The 18038-nt window shown below is 34.6% G+C and carries 20 protein-coding genes; 1 reads left to right on the forward strand and 19 read right to left on the reverse strand.

All coding sequences use genetic code 11. The features are described from left to right. The 16 genes from DWV06_RS18090 to DWV06_RS18165 form a co-directional block, all read right to left on the reverse strand. Positions 1-1854, reverse strand: a complete 1854-nt coding sequence (locus DWV06_RS18090; protein WP_115483625.1) for a motility associated factor glycosyltransferase family protein — start codon at positions 1852-1854, stop codon at positions 1-3. A gap of 12 nt (positions 1855-1866) precedes the next feature. Next, positions 1867-2199, reverse strand: coding sequence for a hypothetical protein (locus DWV06_RS18095; protein ID WP_115483626.1), 333 nt, complete (start codon positions 2197-2199; stop codon positions 1867-1869). Between the two features lie 147 nt (positions 2200-2346). After that, positions 2347-3171 carry a flagellin N-terminal helical domain-containing protein gene (locus tag DWV06_RS18100; RefSeq protein ID WP_115483627.1) on the reverse strand — a complete coding sequence of 275 codons (825 nt, stop codon included), beginning with the start codon at positions 3169-3171 and terminating at the stop codon, positions 2347-2349. Positions 3172-3274: 103 nt separating this feature from the next. After that, entirely contained in the window at positions 3275-4099 is an 825-nt protein-coding gene (locus DWV06_RS18105) for a flagellin N-terminal helical domain-containing protein (protein WP_115483628.1), read from the reverse strand. Between the two features lie 179 nt (positions 4100-4278). Continuing rightward, on the reverse strand, positions 4279-4758 hold the full coding sequence (gene flgN / locus DWV06_RS18110; RefSeq protein ID WP_115483629.1) for a flagellar export chaperone FlgN: 480 nt from the start codon (positions 4756-4758) through the stop codon (positions 4279-4281). A gap of 10 nt (positions 4759-4768) precedes the next feature. Further along, positions 4769-5155, reverse strand: coding sequence for a flagellar export chaperone FliS (fliS, locus tag DWV06_RS18115; RefSeq protein WP_115483630.1), 387 nt, complete (start codon positions 5153-5155; stop codon positions 4769-4771). Positions 5156-5168: 13 nt separating this feature from the next. Further along, the gene (gene fliD, locus DWV06_RS18120) at positions 5169-6674 is read right to left on the reverse strand and encodes a flagellar filament capping protein FliD (RefSeq protein WP_115483631.1); all 1506 of its coding nucleotides are present in this window, start codon (positions 6672-6674) and stop codon (positions 5169-5171) included. Positions 6675-6685: 11 nt separating this feature from the next. After that, positions 6686-7087 carry a flagellar protein FlaG gene (locus DWV06_RS18125; protein WP_115483632.1) on the reverse strand — a complete coding sequence of 134 codons (402 nt, stop codon included), beginning with the start codon at positions 7085-7087 and terminating at the stop codon, positions 6686-6688. 105 nt (positions 7088-7192) lie between these two features. After that, entirely contained in the window at positions 7193-7411 is a 219-nt protein-coding gene (gene csrA, locus DWV06_RS18130) for a carbon storage regulator CsrA (protein ID WP_115483633.1), read from the reverse strand. Position 7412: 1 nt separating this feature from the next. Beyond that, positions 7413-7871 carry a flagellar assembly protein FliW gene (gene fliW / locus DWV06_RS18135; protein ID WP_115483634.1) on the reverse strand — a complete coding sequence of 153 codons (459 nt, stop codon included), beginning with the start codon at positions 7869-7871 and terminating at the stop codon, positions 7413-7415. A gap of 43 nt (positions 7872-7914) precedes the next feature. Continuing rightward, a complete protein-coding gene (flgL, locus tag DWV06_RS18140) occupies positions 7915-9432 on the reverse strand; it encodes a flagellar hook-associated protein FlgL (RefSeq protein WP_235829000.1) in 1518 nt (505 codons plus the stop codon). Between the two features lie 10 nt (positions 9433-9442). Next, positions 9443-11242 carry a flagellar hook-associated protein FlgK gene (flgK, locus tag DWV06_RS18145; protein WP_115483635.1) on the reverse strand — a complete coding sequence of 600 codons (1800 nt, stop codon included), beginning with the start codon at positions 11240-11242 and terminating at the stop codon, positions 9443-9445. A gap of 24 nt (positions 11243-11266) precedes the next feature. Beyond that, entirely contained in the window at positions 11267-12937 is a 1671-nt protein-coding gene (gene flgK, locus DWV06_RS18150) for a flagellar hook-associated protein FlgK (RefSeq protein WP_115483636.1), read from the reverse strand. 23 nt (positions 12938-12960) lie between these two features. Next, positions 12961-13473, reverse strand: coding sequence for a flagellar protein FlgN (locus DWV06_RS18155; protein WP_115483637.1), 513 nt, complete (start codon positions 13471-13473; stop codon positions 12961-12963). A 15-nt stretch (positions 13474-13488) separates the two neighbouring features. Beyond that, on the reverse strand, positions 13489-13764 hold the full coding sequence (gene flgM / locus DWV06_RS18160; protein ID WP_115483638.1) for a flagellar biosynthesis anti-sigma factor FlgM: 276 nt from the start codon (positions 13762-13764) through the stop codon (positions 13489-13491). A 637-nt stretch (positions 13765-14401) separates the two neighbouring features. Beyond that, positions 14402-14728 carry a winged helix-turn-helix transcriptional regulator gene (locus tag DWV06_RS18165; protein ID WP_115483639.1) on the reverse strand — a complete coding sequence of 109 codons (327 nt, stop codon included), beginning with the start codon at positions 14726-14728 and terminating at the stop codon, positions 14402-14404. A gap of 139 nt (positions 14729-14867) precedes the next feature. Here DWV06_RS18165 and DWV06_RS18170 point away from each other — a divergent pair, with 139 nt between their 5' ends. Beyond that, positions 14868-15365, forward strand: a complete 498-nt coding sequence (locus tag DWV06_RS18170; RefSeq protein ID WP_115483640.1) for a nitroreductase family protein — start codon at positions 14868-14870, stop codon at positions 15363-15365. A 343-nt stretch (positions 15366-15708) separates the two neighbouring features. Here DWV06_RS18170 and DWV06_RS18180 read toward each other — a convergent pair whose 3' ends face one another. The 3 genes from DWV06_RS18180 to DWV06_RS19055 all read right to left on the reverse strand — a co-directional run bounded on the left by DWV06_RS18180 (position 15709) and on the right by DWV06_RS19055 (position 17975). Then, positions 15709-16959, reverse strand: coding sequence for an ATP-binding protein (locus tag DWV06_RS18180; RefSeq protein ID WP_115483642.1), 1251 nt, complete (start codon positions 16957-16959; stop codon positions 15709-15711). A gap of 468 nt (positions 16960-17427) precedes the next feature. Continuing rightward, positions 17428-17664, reverse strand: a complete 237-nt coding sequence (locus tag DWV06_RS18935) for a tyrosine-type recombinase/integrase (protein WP_268877884.1) — start codon at positions 17662-17664, stop codon at positions 17428-17430. Positions 17665-17795: 131 nt separating this feature from the next. Next, positions 17796-17975 (reverse strand): tyrosine-type recombinase/integrase, encoded by a 180-nt coding sequence (locus tag DWV06_RS19055; protein ID WP_408608172.1) that lies wholly within the window; start codon positions 17973-17975, stop codon positions 17796-17798. Positions 17976-18038: the final 63 nt, after the last annotated feature.

Raw genomic sequence — 18038 nt, forward strand, 5'->3', positions numbered from 1 at the left:
TTATGATTCACCCCATTTCTCGTCGGCCATTTCCTCTATGAACGGTCTAATATACTCGACCGCTTCCTGCATCATTTTAAAAATAGCTATTCCCTTATCTGAAATTGTCCTGCCTTCTTCTTGTATATCCTCTTTCACCATTCCTACATCATACAAAATACTGTATTCTGTAGCTTTCATATAAGCTTTTACAATATTCATTAAAGGTTCTTTTTCCAAATCCCGATCTATCTTTTTTATTTTTTTAAAAAGTTTTTTAAATTCTTCACTGTCTAGCTGGTTCTTTTGAAAATATGACACTATTTTTTCATAGTATTTAATGCCCTGTTCTGTTTTTCTCTCAATGAAATCTAACTTTCCCGGTGCATTTTTTGTATACTCATCAAATTCCTTAATCTGTTTTTCAGTGAACAGCTTCGGAATTTTGTCTATGATTTCTTGTAAATTTAATTCTTCTTTACATTCTGAAGCAATTGCCTCTTTCAAAGTCATAATATGTGTTCCATGGATCTTGGCTCCACCCTCTGTTGCATCGATAAATTTTACATTCGGACACGTTTTGATTTCATTCTCGAACCATTCCAGGTAGTGTTTAAAATCAAGACTCGTTAAGACCATCCCACCATCTACGCTTTCGACTTCTACCATTCTACGCTCTTTTAGGTCAACTTCATCCATCTTTTCTTGGAATGTTCCATCTGCATGCGTCTTATTTCCTGTAAACGCCAAGTCCTGTCCTACAAATATAATTGTTTTGGCACCCGCTTCAATTCCTACAGAAAATGCATTATTAGCTACGGACCCCCCGGTAGACAAAACGGTAGGTATTCTCTTTCCCTTTTCATAAAAATATCGAATATATCCGTTCCCATCATAAGAGAAAAACTTCTTCCCCCGATGCCTTTTCACGATATCTGTATTTCCTGACATTGTTAAAACCATTGGTATATCAAACACTCTCTCATCTTCAAATAAAAGCATTGGTTTTCCCGGATCTACCGTAACAAAACAATGAGGTACTATATCCTCTTTTAATAATGGTTTTACGGCTGTATCCGTTGCAATTAAAAAAGCTTTATTTTCTGCTTCTTTCAAATCTTTTATATTTTTATTTAACGATGGTCCTGCAGAAATAACAATAACAGGAATATTCTTTGGCAAGGCTTCACATAACTGCCCTACAGAGTATTGGTGGTAAAACGTCTTTAGATTGCCAATATAATTTTTGGGCATTTCCTTGTTAAATATCATTTGTGTATTACGGTTAAAAACACTACGTTCTACATGTTCCTTGATAACTTCCATATATTGTGTATACTCATTTCCAAATAACTTCATATAATTTGGATGGCAAAGATATTTTATATGCGGAAGATTATCTAATCCAACACAGATTCCAAGTAAGGTCTTAAAGTGTTGATTATTGAGCCCCTTAACAATCAGACCGACACGCCCACTCTCCAAGAACGGAAGATCTACGTTTTCTAACATACCTAGAAATATTTGAATACTAGGTTCATATAAAACGATGTAAACTTCTTTGGGAGTGACTGAAAGAAGTTTTTCAATATATGAAATACCTGCCATTCCATAAATTTGTATGACAGAATTGAATGGTATTTTTTCAAACTGATCTGCCCATACTTCAATCGATTTTTTATCATCATAATAGCTATTCATACGCCATGTTTGATTTTCTTTTTCTATTTGTAAAACCGATTTATTATCAAGTTCCGTAAATTGTACCTGATATGATATATCGATATTATCATCATAATTAACTATAGTATCTAGAAGGTCTTTATAATATTTTTCCAATCTCTTTTTATTTTTCTTATAGATGAATTCCTTCATGAAATGTCCCCCTTAGCCTGTAATTTGTTCTAACATATATTTGTATCCTTTAAATTGAGATAAAATTTCATAATATAGTGCATCATGCAGCATTACATCATCTTTTTTTTCCATAGCTTCCATCATATGGTTCAATGATGTCATGATCATCTCCTTATGAATCACAACCCCACAGGAATTTAATACCTCTTCATTCTCAAACATTACAGTAACTATCTCAGTAATATCGGAAACCGTTTCTTCCATTCCCAAATACACTTCCTGACCATTCCATTTCATCAGTTTTTTACTCTCTTCTTCCAAATGATCTACTACCTGATTCATCCTCTGTAAAAAAACCTTCATGATTTCACTCCCTTCTTTTAAAAATATATGCCTCACTCTTGAGTATTTACTTAATAGAAAATTTTGATTCTCAGACACATGATACAAATTTGATATAATTTAAGAAAGCCGGCCCAAAGACCGGCTTTCTATATGTTCGTTTCAGCATTAACCAAGTAATGATAAAACGCCTTGTGTAGATTGATTTGCTTGTGCAAGCATTGATTGGCCAGCCTGTGCAAGAATGTTGTTCTTGCTGTAGTTAACCATTTCTTTCGCCATATCTACGTCACGGATACGGGATTCTGCTGCTGAAGCATTTTCTGAAGCTGTATCTAAGTTTGCAATTGTATGTTCTAATCTGTTTTGTAATGCACCAAGTGCAGAACGTTGATCAGATACTAAGTTAATTGCTGATTGAATCATATCGATAGAGCTTCCTGCTGATCCGAAGCTGCTCATTCCTAATTGGCTTCCTGCTGCTCCTAATCCAATATCACTTGCTCCCATTGATACAATACTAATGGTGATATTTTGTCCATTGTTTGCACCTACTTGAAGATTAAGTCCTGATACAGATCCATCAATTAAGTTCTTTTTGTTGAACTGTGTTGTACATGCAATACGATCGATTTCTTTTCCTAATGCACTGATTTCTTTTGCAATTGCCTGACGGTCGATGGATTGGTTCGTATCGTTTGATGCTTTTACTGCAAGTTCATTCATTCTTTGTAAGATTGAATGTGTTTCATTTAATGCACCTTCTGCTGTTTGAATCAATGAAATACCATCTTGTGCGTTTGTTGATGCTTGATCTAAACCTCTGATCTGACTTCTCATCTTTTCAGAAATTGTAAGACCTGCTGCGTCATCTCCTGCGCGGTTGATTCTGTAACCTGATGATAATTTTTCTGTTGATTTTGCCTGTGCACCTGTTGTGATTCCTAATTGTCTGTTAGCGTTCATCGCTGTAAGATTGTGTTGTACTACCATAATAATTTCCTCCTTGAATTTAAAGTGTATAGCATCCTTGCTATTTTGTTATTATTTGGTTACTTTTGTTCCCTGCGTGCATTCATCAAAAGTATGATTTATTTTATCCTAATAAAGATAAAACACCTTGTGTAGATTGATTTGCTTGTGCAAGCATTGATTGGCCGGCCTGTGCAAGAATGTTGTTCTTGCTGTAGTTAACCATTTCTTTCGCCATATCAACATCACGGATACGTGATTCTGCTGCTGAAGCATTTTCTGAAGCTGTATCCAAGTTTGCAATTGTATGCTCTAATCTGTTTTGTAATGCACCAAGTGCAGAACGTTGGTCAGATACTAAGTTGATTGCTGATTGAATCATATCGATAGAGCTTCCTGCTGATCCGAAGCTGCTCATTCCTAACTGGCTTCCTGCTGCTCCTAATCCAATATCACTTGCTCCCATAGATACAATACTAATGGTGATATTTTGTCCATTGTTTGCACCTACTTGAAGATTAAGTCCTGATACAGATCCATCAATTAAGTTCTTTTTATTGAACTGTGTTGTACATGCAATACGATCGATTTCTTTTCCTAATGCACCGATTTCTTTTGCAATTGCCTGACGGTCGATGGATTGGTTCGTATCGTTTGCTGCTTTTACTGCAAGTTCATTCATTCTTTGTAAGATTGAATGTGTTTCATTTAATGCACCTTCTGCAGTTTGAATCAATGAAATACCATCTTGTGCGTTTGTTGATGCTTGATCAAGACCTCTGATCTGACTTCTCATCTTTTCAGAAATTGTAAGACCTGCTGCGTCATCTCCTGCACGGTTGATTCTGTAACCTGATGATAATTTTTCTGTTGATTTTGCCTGTGCACCTGTTGTGATTCCTAATTGTCTGTTAGCGTTCATCGCTGTAAGATTGTGTTGTACTACCATAATAATTCCTCCTTGAATTTAAAATTTATAGCATCCTTGCTATCTTAGGTTATTCGTTCCTTTGTTAATTGCACGCCTTAACAAAGTTTTAACTTAAGTATTGAAATAAGTAACTTCTTACTTGATTTATATATCGGTAGGTTTTTATAGTTACTTTATACCTACATATATATTTTTTTTTATTTTTTTCGGTCCAGGAACTGTGGATCACTAATTGTAAGCTTATTCATGCTTTTATAATAATTTAATGCTGCATTTTTAGATGCCTTGGATTTTTTTATCTTCGTACGCATTTTTCCAAACTGTTGTATTATCGTACTTTTATTACGTTCTTCCTGTGCTTGGATTTCCATGACTTTACCTGTAATTTCTCCAATTAATCCTTGAAGTGTTTTAATCTCTTTTTGATATAAGTCTTTCTTCTCAGTCAATTCCTCTTTTACTCTATTATAAATAGATTCAAACCCTTCATCTAACAAATTAAGTTCATCGATTAATTTGGCCTTCTCTTGAATATTATTTTCAAATTGATCTGTATCCATCATATCAACTTTTATAATTTCTTTTTGTTCTTTATTTTTTTCTATGATTGCATCCAAGACTTTTATTTTCTTTTGTAAGCTTTCTATCAGGATAATAACGTATTTATTTTTCACCATCGCATACCTCTTAGTTAGCTTGTTTCATTCGTGATAATTGCATTACTTCTTTCCATGTATCACGCATAGTCCGCAAATGTTCTAACACTTCCTCCATGATCCCTTTATCTTTCCCTATGTTCGCTTCTATCAGACGCTGTTGTAGATAAGTATAAACTGCTTCAAAATCCTTGGCTACAGGATAATCATGATTTAATGTTGCTTGAAATTCTGTAATAATTCTTTGAACTTTTATAATATTATTATTTGCTTTTTCAATATTGTTCTGTTCCATTCCAACAACTGCAATATTGCAAAATTTAATTGCTCCTTCATATAACATTAAAGTCAATTCACCTGGAGATGCCGTTAAAATTTTGTTATTATTATAAGCTGCATAAGCATTATTAAGTGCCATTCATTATTCCTCCTTAACTTCCTAATAATGACGCTAACGATGAAGTACTTGATTGTAATTTAGTTAAAGCAGTCTCCATTTCAGAGAACTTTTTGTAATAATATTTCTCCATATCAGACATTTTCTTTTCCCATTTACCAATCAAATCATCATATTCGTCATATTCTTGTTTCATCTGCTTATCGTTATAAACCGTATATGCACTGCTTAATGTGGTACTTTTCATTTTAGCATCTAATGAATCATACAAGCCTGTCGTTAGTTGTGTGAAGAAAGATTCCACTGACGCCGGATCTGTTGTAAGTGCGGTCATCAATTTATCCTCTTTTCCGGATGTCGCTGAGTCATCACTATCACCGTCGATATGGTAAGCATTTTTTTCATTTGCTGATGATGTAAAATAACCCAATGTACTAATTCCAAAACTCGCTAAACTATATGTTTTACCATTGACCGTATAACTTTTCATCATTGCACTCTTCATCGATGAAGACACAGAATCCAATGTTGAATCTCTTCTGAATAATGAATCTTTTATCTTCTTTTCCCATTTTTCGATCTGATCATCTGTCATAGTTTCTTTTTCTTCATCGGTTAATGGTTGATAACCCTTGGCGGATGTTGCATTATAAAGAGAATCCATTTCATTAATCAGCACATTATACTCTTTGAAAAAATTCTTAATACTGTCATAAATTCCTTTTGTATCATCCGCTGTATTGATACTAATTTCTTTTCTTGAACTATCCGCATTATATCCGGTCTCTTCTTTTGCTGTAATAGTCAACCCATTAACGGTAAAGGTGTTGCTCGCATTGGTATACTGTGCTCCATTTAAATAAATTTCAGCGTCCTGACCAGCCACTTTTACTGCTGAGGTAGTCAGACCAAGTGATTCTAAAGCTGCGGTACCATCTGCATCAGATGCACTTAATGAAAAATCATTTTCTGCTCCGCTTGTTTTTGAACTTATAAAGAATCTTTGATTCGTGGTATCAAAACTTGCATTAACACCTGCCGTTTTTAATTTCGAAACCACATCACCTATCGTAGTATCTGCACCTATACTAATGTTTTTTGGCGTCCCTGAACTACCAATTGTAATGTCAAATGAAGTATCCGTTGCGATACCCAGTTCACTAAGCTTGGTACTAGATGTATAATCAGATGCTCCCGTCAGTTCTGCTCCCGTCAGATATCCTGCTTTTGCAAGTTTCGTGATTGAAAGAGTCTGGGTTCCATTCGTACTGTTATTCCCAGCTGTAACAGAGGCTTTTGTAGTATCTGATAATGTTGTCGTTTTCGTCTTATAGGCGGTAGAATAACGCAGGTTACTCACAGTTTTAGAATATAAGTTGTAAATTTTTGAATTTAGTTCTTTCCACGCGTCTTGTTTCCACTCTAATTTCGTTTGATCTTTCTTATAATTATCTTTTTTAATCTTATATGCTGATACTAATTCGGTTACAATCGAATCGGTATCCAATCCTGAGGATAATCCTGATAATCTTATTGCCATTTTTGTTCCTCCTAACGCTTTTCGTCAACAAGAAGTCCCGCTAATTCCCAAGCTTTCGCAATCATGTCTAACGTTTTCTCTGGTGGTAGTTCCTTAATTACTTCTTTCGTTTCTTTATCTACTATTTTGATAATAATTCGATTAGTCTCATCGTGTATTCCAAATATCGCTTCTGAGTTATCCATCTTCCTATTTATGTTTTCTACTGCTTTTTTTAATTGTTCTGTATTCTGAGATGGTTGGTAATGGATATCTTCTGACGTATTTTCTATTCGTTCATCCATATCAATTTCAATATTCTCTTTTGCATCCATACTTACTGCTGCTACGAAAGAATCTTTTTGATTTTGTACTGTAGAAGTCCTCTGCAATGATGTCAAAGAACTGTTATTATTAACTGCATCAATTGCCATGAAATCACCTCCATGTGATAAAACATCTGTAAAATCGGCTGACCGTTCTACATTCCATTCCTTTGTTCTAATTCATATATCGGACAAAAGTACAAAAAGTTAAGTCTATTTTAATAATTTTTTCAAGGCATCAATACCTTGTGTATTTAATGCTTCTTTATTTTCCTCTTGAATCTGTATATAAACCTCTTTCCGATAAACCGGTATTTCTTTTGGAGCAGTAATGCCTATTTTTACCTGGTCACCACGAATATCCAGAATTGTGATTTCTATGTTGTTATTTATGATAAGTGCTTCATTCTTTTTTCTGGTTAAGGCTAACATTCTACTCACCTGCCTTTTCTTCTGTCAGAATATCATAAATCGGATATTTTACAGAATAATCTTGATTGTCTACTATAATCTGACATGCTTTTCTGGTCTTAGCATTAATAATCAGCGGTGCTTTTAAATTAACAGACAGATCCTTCATTTCTTCTGGCACGGTAACAGTAACCATAACAAAAGTATCTTTCGCCTTCATTTCTCCCAGCGGTTTAAGCAGTTCATCTTCCACAACCGGATTGTAATCAGGTATCAAAATCAAAGGGTCCATGACCGGTAATGCGAAATCCGGTTCCTGAATTGATTGAAGCCAGGAAATAGATGCTTTTCCCTCCTCTGTCTCTTCAAAAACCAAAGTGAAATCTTGCATTTCAGGAAATCCAATGATTCCATTTACAAAATGAATCTGTTTATCCTTCTTTACCTCAATAGTACCAAAAAGTCTTGTTTTTACTTCCATACAGGTCTCCTTCCTATGCTGACTAATATTTAAGTTTGGATTATTATAGATAATTTAATAATGAATTCTGAAGCGTTTTGCTTGCCGCAACCAAAGATGCATCATATGCGGTTGAAGCAGCTGTATATTCAATCATCACATCTGACAGTTCCACATTTTCATTCTTAGATTTTAAGTCTTCAAATGTCGTCTGCTGTGATGATAAACGATTTTTCGTAATGTCAAGCCTGCTTGAACGGGTACCACAGTCTGTAATCGCCAAATTTACTTTATCTAAGTATGATTGAACACTTGTAATACCTTTTGAGAATCTCTTCTGCATATTATCTTCTGCGATATCTGCTTCTTTTTGTGCAGCAGTTAACATTTCATTCAGTTTAGCCTGTGAGACCTCATCTTGAAATTGAGAATCTTTTAACATTGCTTTAATATCGGCAACTTTCTTATCTGCCTGTATCGAGGAGCTTACTGTATTAATTAAATCATTGATGTCTCTTCCTATCGATGCATTTAATACTTCACTGGCTTCTGTATTCACTTTTAATGTCTGATTAAAGCTAATCGTATATTCAATGTCTTGCTCTTCTTTTGTATAACTTACTTTCGTAGTACGATTGATGCAATCAAAATAATGTTCCGGTCGAATTTCTCCTTTATCAAATCCGGTTTTCTGATAACTGATAGAAATACCATCTTTAAGTCCCTGCAACGTATTGACTGCATTTTCTGAAAGAATCAGTTCCCCTGTTTCCGGTATAAAATTAATCCCCGCTGCCGGAAGATATGCAGCATCTCCAGTTGAAGCCAACGGTGTATAATTAACTGCGATCTGCTGTGGGTTTCCACTTGCATCGGTATAATTCACATACATGTTCTCATATAGGGTATTTCCTAATCCGTCCTTTTTGATACTTCCATCTGTATTATATTGCGGAACTCTTTCCACATCTGAATAAGATAAACGAAGTCGATGAACTTGTTCACTATCCGGGAGTGTCACTGCCCCTGCAAGTGTACCATAGCTTACATCTTGCTTATTGGTAATGTAAGTCATTGCTTCTATATCAGAACCCGAAAATTTTTCTGTGATGGTATAAGATGTCGTCTTATCCTCTGTTTTGAAAGTCAGACTGGTATTTGTTTTATAGCCGGTAAATACATAACGTCCTGCATAGTCAGCATTTCCTTCTTCATAAATCTGCTCTGACAAAGCCGTTAAATCCTGCAATATTGTATTTCGATCTTCCGCTTCTAAAGTATCTGTTGAACCATAAACACATTGAGAATATACCTTATTCAAAATCTCATGAACACTACTTAAAGAACTTTCCGTAACTTCTAACCAGGAGGTTGCATCCGGAATGTTTTTTTGATAATATTGATTAATTTCTGTCAAGGTACTTCTTAAACGCAAAGCACGAATAGCTACAACCGGGTCTTCGGAAGGTCTGGAAATTTTCTTCTGGGTAGACATCTGATTATTTAACTTATCAACAGATAATTTATTATTGTTTATATTATTTAACGAGTTATTCGTCATCATTTTATTCGTAATTCTCATCTTTACCCTCCTACACTCCTGTTTGTAAAATAAGCCTATCGTACATTTCTGTCAGAACCTGTACTACTTTAGATGATAGATTATAAGCATTCTGGAATTTTATCAGGTCCATCGCTTCTTCGTCTTCATCTACTCCGGATACAGATATTCTTTGGTTAATAACTGCCTTTGAAATATTCGTATAATTGGTACTAAAGGTCTTTGCTCTTTGTGTATCCACTGCAATATCTGATAAGATATATTGTAGAAAATCTTCTGATGTTCCTCCACGGAATGATATGACACTCTTATCTGTTTTTAACGTCATCAATTTGTCTACGATATCAGTTGCATCCACGCCATTTGCTACGTCCGTTGCCGTAGACATTAAAGTTGGATCATTTAATAAAGCGTCCCGAACTGTTATATTACCTGCTGTCATCTTATAATAACTGTTACTGGTAGATGTAATCTCACTTGCATTCAAATTCATTTCTGTACCTAATACGGAATCCTTTGCCGTGAAAAAATCACCTGCCTGATTTCCGTTGATATCTTCACCGGAAGAATGAATCTCATTAAATGTTTTTGTATAATTTCTTACGAAAAAATTTAATTGTGACATATAATAAGGAATTCCCATATAATCAATGGATTCGCCTATCTGTGCAGGTGTCCCTATTGCTTTTGCAATTTCATCCGAAGTAAGATTGGTATTTAGTGAGAAACGGTAGGTCCCATCTCCATTATTGGTGAACCCTGTATATTCATATTCCTTGGATCCTATTTTAATAGTCCCTGTCTCAGCCATACTCATAGTCAGATCACTTGTCATATTACAACCAGCTAAATATACAATGTTTCCCTTTATACTTGATACCTTTCCTGAAAAATTATCAGCATCATTCCCATCTCTGGTATCGAAAAGTGCTTTTATTTCACCATTCATAGCGGTAGTATTGAAATTAATTTTATCTCCATTTACCCAGTAAACATCATAAAGTCCTTCAATATCTGTTTGATTTATTTTGTTTTCTCTGGCTATCACTTCCAGTTGATTGTAATTGTTCCCATCAACTAACACTTGTCCATTTATTTCAATTTTGTAATTGGTAGCACCTGTATACATGTCAGAATCATTGCTATTCACAATATTTGTTTCTTTTATATCAACCGGTACAATTTTAGACAGATCATCTACCAATGAGGCTCTTTGATCTCTCAATTCATTCGCATAACCTCCGGCAATTTCAATCACATTGATCTGTTTATTCAAAACGGAGATCTCTTGAGAAATGGAATTGATCTGCTGTACTTTATTACGGATTTCTTCATTGGCATCTGACTGAATCTTGGTCATCCCTTCAGAAACACTGTTAAAGTACTCGGCCAGACTTTCTGCTGAACTGATGAATTGATTTCTAACAGTAGGATTAGCCGGAGATTTCTGCACTTCTTCTAAAGCCGCATACATCTCATCAAATATGGTAGAAAAACCTTTTTGCGTTTTATCATCAATAAAGTAATTTTCTATCTGCTGTGCATAATAGTATTTGGTATCATATTCTCCAACCTTAGCCTGATTATACCAATATTTCAAATCATAATATTGATCTCTGATCTGCATAACTGAATCTGTCGTTACCCCTGAACCAACCATTCCGTATTTATTGTTTGCACGAATGGCTTCAGAAGCGTGACGTATGGTCTGCTGTCTGGAGTAGCCCTTTGTATGCACATTTGCTATATTATTACCTGTTGTATTTAATGCTGCCTGGTATGTTGTCAATCCTGAGGATGCTATTGTCAAACCAAAAAATGTTGATGCCATAATCTTTCACCTCTTTATCTACAATTATGCTAACTGTGTACATAGTAATTCCAGCATTTCATTGATTACGTTCATATATCTGGAAGCTGCATTGTATGCATTCTGAAATTTAATCATATTGGTCAATTCTTCATCAGATGAAACACCAATTATCTGCTGACGTTGATTGTCAATGGAAGTCGTCGTCTGTTCCAGGCTTTTTGCAATTCCACTAAATACATAGCCATCACTTGAGATCGCTCCCACCAATCTGGAATAGTAAGAAGAAAAACTTGTAGTCTCTGTACTATTTGGATTAAGACTTAAAAGATTTTGGGTCCATGCATTCGATAATGCACTTCCTAAATCATAGTCAACAGAACCATCTTGTTTCAGATGCGGCATCAGAGAACCATTTTTTGACATTTTCTCATTGATTATAATATTTCCAGTAGTATACTGTGTTGTAGTATCACTTAAATCTTCTTCATTATAAACATAGTAAGTATGCACGGTACCCTTTACGACCATTTGCTTTTCGGTATAACGATTTACATTAGCACGTGTAAATAATTCAATCCCCGGCTTTTGACCATCACTTCCTACCGATCCTTTTTCTTCATCCCATACTTGATATACATTCCCAAAATCATCCGTAATCTGTTTATTCGGACAAAGCAGATTATTGACGGTGGTTGTAATACCATGTACCAATTGATCAAATTCAGCTTCAATATTTTGTATAATTGACATTCCAACGGTATCATTATACGTCTCAGCTGTGATACCTGTGATGTCTGCATAATTTCCTACTTTATCGCCTCGGGCCAAGACCAGCGCTTTTAGGCTTCCAATATCCGTATTAAGTTCGCTGGAAACATCCACCGTATAATCATAAACAGGTGTCGAATCCAAATGTGTCCACACTGGAGTAACAAATCCGGTCACTGTGTCCACATTTTTACCCATTTTGTTGACAAATTCTTTGGTAACGAACTGCTCGTCTTCCAAATTCACTGTTACTACACCATTTCCATCTTCCGAATAACTTATTTTTGCCATTGCACTAAGTTCATCCAGCAGTATATTTCTTGAGTCTCTTAAATCGTTGGCACTTTCCACGCCTCCGGATTCGATCTTTGAAATCTGTTTATTCAATAAACGGATTTCTTCTCCTATCTTATTAATCCGGTCTACTTTATCTGAAACTTGTTGATTAATATTCACTTGATATTCTTTCAATCCTGTTTGAACTGCTACTGCCCTTTCAATAAAGGCACTTGATTTTTGTATTACAAGGTTTTGATTCACAGTATTAGAAGGGTCTTTTGAAAACTCTTCCATTGATTCCCAAAGGGCAGATAAGGAATTTTGAAATGCAACTCCTTCTAATTCACCCATTAGTGTCTCTATTTCTGAAATTACACCATAGGAAGTTTCATAAAAAGCCTGACGCCCTGTCTCCAGCCGATGAGACTTGTCTAAGAAAGCGTCTCTTACCTGACGCACTTCTGAAATCTCAACACCTAACCCAACCTGCTTTGCACTGATTGCAGCCTGAGATAAGGTATTGTAATCCAAGTCACTCATTAGCACTTGCTGCCTTGTATACCCTTTCGTATCAACGTTTGCTAAGTTATGTGCTGTTGTATTTAATGCATTCTGATTACTTCTTAAGCCTGATGCACCAACGTATAAACTTCCCATGCCTGCCATACAATCACCTTTAATCCTTTATCTTACTGTTTGGCATCAAAACCCGCATTTCCCAATAAATCTCCTGTATTATAGGCTGATTTATTATAATTTGCAGTTTCCGGTGCCTGTCTCATACTCTTCAACAATGTCATATCGAACTCAATCATTTCTAAGGAATGCTCAATAAGCTGCTTATTTCTATCATTTATCAATATCATTTCATTCAAAGTCTCTCGCAACTTATCATGAATTTTTTTCAACTTTTCCTGTTCCTTTGGCTGTGATGTTAACATAGAAATGATATTGGAAATAGTAAGCTCACTTATATCTTTTTTGACTACTAACCCAATATCATTCATAATTTTTTCCCGTTCTTTTTCAAGTTTTTGTACATCATTGGCCAATAGCTGTTCCTTCTCTGTGATCTTTTCCAGTTCCTTAATTTTTCCCTTTACAATAACATTGGTTTTATCTTTGGATAATTCTAAAATTTCATCATATACTTTCTGCTCGTTCATTAAAACTTCTACTAGTTTTTCCATCAAACTTGCCACTTGATTTCCTCATTTCTAGATCATATCCTTATATTTCTGCATTAATTTGCTTGCAAAATCTTCGTTGTCCACTTGATAAGTACCTGCCTTTACACTTGATTTCAAAGAAGACACTACATCCTCTCTTACATCAGGAGCTTCTGCAACGGCTTTTTTCGCCAATTGAAAATCTAGTCCAGCTTGAGAGATCTGAACTTTATCAGATGCCTGAACGTCCGCTGTCTTTTGACACTTATTCACTTTGTTCGTATTATACAGCTGACTAATTTTGTTATATGCATCTATACGCATTTGAACCGCCCCTTTCTTATTTTAATTCTTCATATATTTTATCGGTTGGATTTGGAATTACTTTAGTGGTAAGTTGATATTTATTTTTAAACTCTTGTTTTGAACGAGGTACGAAGGAACTGTGATCGTAACTATTTTGGGTTCTTACTTTATTGTATCTAAAAATGATGTTAAATCTCATTGTATGCAAATTTTTCAGTTACATACTGGAGATATTTACGAAATTAATACAAATTTATAAGAAAACCGCTACATACTTTAAATCGTGATGTAACGGTTTCTATAATAACATACTTTTATTCAAATATCACGGATGCTGTTGTTATCTTTCTCCTTATTTTTTCGTTCACAAACTTTTTCTAATATTAACACTATTGCAGCAATAAAATAGGCAATTAAGATCAATGTATATTTACTTATTGGTGTTAAATAAGCAAGTATGTATAATGTCATTGATAACAACATTAATATATGAGAAAATACTCTAAACTTCTTAACAGTTAATTTATAAAATCTCTTATAGACATTTTTACATAGCAAGATAAACACAAGCGGACAAATTATATATTATAATAGAAATTAAAAAATCCATTGTATTTGCCTCCTTTAATTTTAAAACTATCATTAAAATTTGATATTAACACTCTGGAGTTTCAAGATATGTTTTTCCCCAATCACATAGAGCTTCTAGAACCGGCATTATACTTTTCCCATAATCGGTTAAGGCGTATTCTGTTTTTGGCGGGACTACCGGATATACCGTTCTGGAAATTAGTTTATCCCGTTCTAATTCCCGTAACTGTTGCGTAAGCATTTTGGGTGTGGCATAAGGAATCCGTTTTTGAAGTTCGTTAAAACGAAGAGTTCCTTCTGATAGATGATATAGAATAATAATTTTGTATTTTCCACCAATTACATTAACTGCATTTACTACAGGGCAATTTATATTTATTTCATTTTTCACAGTAATTCTCCTAACTATACTTTTGGGTAGTATATTACAAAAAAGTGCATTCTTGATTATAATAAATTAATTGTTAAAATAATAGCATGAACTAATAACACATACAAGTATAAATAGAAATAAAAAAGGAGTGTATATCATGAACAATATCTTTAATCGAGTAAGTGTAAGAGAGTATCAAAATAAAAAAGTGGAGGATGAAAAAATAGTAAGTTTGTTAAAAGCTGCAATGGCCTCTCCATCTGCTGCCAACCAACAGCCCTGGGAATTCTTTGTAGTAAAAAATAAAGCAGTATTAGAGCAGCTTGCCACAGCCAGTCCATATGCAGGATGTACAAAAGAAGCGGCATTTGCCATTGTACCTTGTTATCGGAATGAGGGATTATTATTTGGCGAATTTGCCCATATAGATATGAGTGCATGTTGTGAAAATATTTTATTAGAAGCTGTAGAGCAAGGACTAGGCGGAGTATGGATTGGAATCGCTCCAGTAAAAGAACGTATGGATGCTGTTGCAGATGTTTTAAAACTTCCTGATAATTTAACAGCTTTTGCAATTATTCCTTGCGGGTATCCTATGAAAGAAGAAAAACAGCAGAACAGATTTGAGGAATCCCGCATTCATTATGTAAATTAAATGATATAACTTTGTATAACCAAATCTCATAGGCTTTATTAAACATTCCATAATATTGCTTTATGCAAACTTTTTATACCATAGAAATGAGTCTTTCAAACTAGAAAGCTTACCTGATACCGTAATACTTCTTCAAAGACTCATTTAAAAATATGGTATAACAGTTGAAACAAAACATTTTATGGGTTAGGAGCAACATAGACATCGAAATATCTTTCCTTAGATGCTCCTTTAGATATTTATTTTCCTCTTGCAACTTTTTCACAATTTTTCTAAGCGAGTCCAGACTCTGAGCTTCAATATTCATTTTTCCAACCTCGTTTTTTTGTAATTAGTATTAGGTTTATAATCTATACTTTGTTCCTCTACCAGATCCCTCAACCTTAACAATTCCTTCATTGGCCAGGTTTTTCAAAAGTTTTGTTACTTTTGTTTTTCCAAATTCGACATATGGCAATATTTCACTTATTGATTTTGACATTGTTTTACTCAACAACTCATAAACTTTTCTTTCGTCATTACTCAAATTAAGGTCTGTTTCAGAGACTGGTAACACTACCTTTATAGAATTTTCTGTTACTTCAAAATTAGGTTTCTTCACACTGTTTTTATACACTTCTGATATTCTAAGAATTCCTGTTCCAAATATTTCCACTATACCTAAGCGATAAAACACATTGGCCAAGGTTGGGTTTCTAAGTACAGAAAGTCTACCGGATAGATATTCCTCTTCTTTAATACCGTTTGGTAAACCACCTGGTGAAGTTATCTCTATTCTATCTTCAAACATTAAGATTCTTATATGTGCCCTGATATCCCAAGCCCTATGAATCAATGCATTTGCTATAGCTTCACGAAACGCGGCTTCTGGAACTCTTTCCACCTTTTTTCGATGTGATTCAACAATTTCCTCATACTGGTAATAATCTCTATACATCGCAACCACAGACTCATAAGCCGCTAATACAGAAACCCTTTCAAATGTTGCTCTCTTTTGAATTACACTGATACTTTCACCAAATTTCGCAACATCAATGATAGAAAACTCATTTTTGTCTGCTAAAAGTGCAGCTGCATTATTGAATCCTTCATCCGAAGAATACAAATTAAGTGTTTTTAATATATCTGTGTTAAAATTATCTATCGCTATATGCTGCTTTAATGCTTCTTCTAGCATGCCAAAGGTTAACTCTTGTATTTGTGCAGGAAGATCCTCATAATTCATATTTTTTCCTTCAAGAATTAATCTCGTTAACTCTAGAGCATCTACTTCAATTGTAGCTGTATCATTTCTTTTATAAGCCTTTGACTTATACAAATAAGGCTTATGTCTTCCACTCTTTACAGATAAGGTAATCGTTTGATCAGCTTCACAAACTTTTAAAGTATATTCTGGTTGCGGGGTAAGACTATCATTAATTTTATTTTCGATATCTAAACATGTATCATTAGGATTGCTAACTCCTATTTTTTTTCCTTCATCTGTTATTCCAAATACAATTTCCCCACCATTATAATTTGCATATGCACTCACAGTTTTTAAAAATGTATTTGTAACACTTTCCTTATATTCTAAGTTTTTCATTTCCTTCATAAATCGTAACCTCGCTCTCATAGTAGGTAGTTTTTTCTTGTTAGCTTAATTATATTCAAAAACGGCCGAAAATTCAATCGTAAATTTTTACGAACGCATTTTCAACCGTTTCGATTTTATAAATTTACTATTCACTTATAATCTATGCTATGTCAAACCTCATATTCCTTACTGTAGTTTCTCAAATCCCTGGCCCAAACTTGAACCAAAAATTTCGTTCTCATCTCCGAAAACCCTTGAATTTCCGCACTTTCTCCCCATTTCATCCAATACTGCCGTGACAGACGAATAAAACTTTTATCAGATTCTTTTAAGTCTCCTTATATGTTCTCGAAAGCCCGCTAATACTGGGCGTTTCAGGGGTTTTGTTCTATCAAGTTGAAGTAGTCATTTTCTTGTAACTTTTCATAAATCCCAACAACATCCCAACAATTCTTGGTCATTTTGGGGACGATATTGGGATGTTATTTACTGATTTGCTACAAATAACCTTTCAATTTCTTCCCTTGCATCTTCAAATCCTAAATGAGTGTACACATTCAAGGTCACACTAATTTCTGAATGTTCCATCAAATATTGGAGCGTCTTTGGATTCATCCCTGATTTTGCCATCTCACTACAATACGTATGTCTGCAAATATGTGGTGTAATGGTTGGAAGTAATACCGGATGTTCTCGGTTATACTTATCTAGTGCATGTTTCATATACTTTTCCCAATGCAAAGCTACCATTGGCTATCCATTCTTGTCAAAATAAAGGAATCTGGAATGTCCTTTGATCATTGGTTCCACCTTTGGCTTCTTACGATCCCTGACCATCCTCTCACAGATTGCTCTTACTTCTGGGTCATTGGAAGTTGCCTTGTACCACTTGATGTCTTGGTTGTCTCAATGACATATTCCATATTCCGTGTCCGTTGCAGCTGCTTATTGATATTGATCTTACCATGTTCAAAATCCAGATCTTTCACTGTTAATCCACAAAATTCAGAGATTCTAAGTCCAGTAGCCCATATAGTTCATTTGGAATAGTGGAATAATTGGTTAATCTAGTTTCTTTTAACAAAAATCTTAAGTCA

It is taken from the genome of Anaerosacchariphilus polymeriproducens (assembly GCF_003363435.1).
GTDB lineage: Bacteria > Bacillota > Clostridia > Lachnospirales > Lachnospiraceae > Anaerosacchariphilus > Anaerosacchariphilus polymeriproducens.